The following is a 715-nucleotide window of genomic DNA, read 5'->3' on the forward strand; positions in this document are numbered from 1 at the left end:
ACAAAATCGTCTGGTGACGATGGCGAAGAGGCCACACCCGTTCCCATTCCGAACACGGAAGTTAAGCTCTTCAGCGCCGATGGTAGTTGGGACGCGAGTCCCTGTGAGAGTAGGACGTCGCCAGGCATTATAATTATTCCGCAGTAGCTCAGTGGTAGAGCATTCGGCTGTTAACCGAACGGTCGTAGGTTCGAATCCTACCTGCGGAGCCATAAATGGAGAGCTGTCCGAGAGGTCGAAGGAGCACGATTGGAAATCGTGTAGACGGTCAACGCTGTCTCAAGGGTTCGAATCCCTTGCTCTCCGCCATAATAACTCACAATAATTGGCCCCTTGGTCAAGCGGTTAAGACACCGCCCTTTCACGGCGGTAACACGGGTTCGAATCCCGTAGGGGTCACCATTTAATGTGGAGGATTAGCTCAGCTGGGAGAGCATCTGCCTTACAAGCAGAGGGTCGGCGGTTCGATCCCGTCATCCTCCACCATAAAAACTAGTATCACACTCACATTGGCGCGGGGTGGAGCAGTCTGGTAGCTCGTCGGGCTCATAACCCGAAGGTCGCAGGTTCAAATCCTGTCCCCGCAATAAATGGTCCGGTAGTTCAGTTGGTTAGAATGCCTGCCTGTCACGCAGGAGGTCGCGGGTTCGAGTCCCGTCCGGACCGCCATTTACATAATGAAGTTGGCTCAGTAGCTCAGTCGGTAGAGCAAAGG

Annotated in this window: 6 tRNA genes and 1 rRNA gene; all 7 read left to right on the top strand. The window is 54.0% G+C overall.

Annotated features, from left to right (window positions below):
• The first annotated feature begins 9 nt into the window (after positions 1-9).
• The 7 genes from rrf (at position 10) to AC4G3O_RS19270 (ending at position 669) form a co-directional block, all read left to right on the top strand.
• Positions 10-126 (top strand): 5S ribosomal RNA (gene rrf / locus AC4G3O_RS19240).
• Positions 127-137: 11 nt separating this feature from the next.
• Positions 138-212, top strand: a tRNA-Asn gene (locus AC4G3O_RS19245).
• A gap of 5 nt (positions 213-217) precedes the next feature.
• Positions 218-309 (top strand) — tRNA-Ser (locus AC4G3O_RS19250).
• An 18-nt stretch (positions 310-327) separates the two neighbouring features.
• A tRNA-Glu gene (locus AC4G3O_RS19255) sits at positions 328-402 on the top strand.
• An 8-nt stretch (positions 403-410) separates the two neighbouring features.
• Positions 411-486 (top strand) — tRNA-Val (locus AC4G3O_RS19260).
• 27 nt (positions 487-513) lie between these two features.
• Positions 514-587, top strand: a tRNA-Met gene (locus AC4G3O_RS19265).
• A 5-nt stretch (positions 588-592) separates the two neighbouring features.
• Positions 593-669, top strand: a tRNA-Asp gene (locus AC4G3O_RS19270).
• The last annotated feature ends 46 nt before the right edge of the window (positions 670-715 follow it).

It is taken from the genome of Bacillus sp. z14 (2026) (assembly GCF_058313575.1).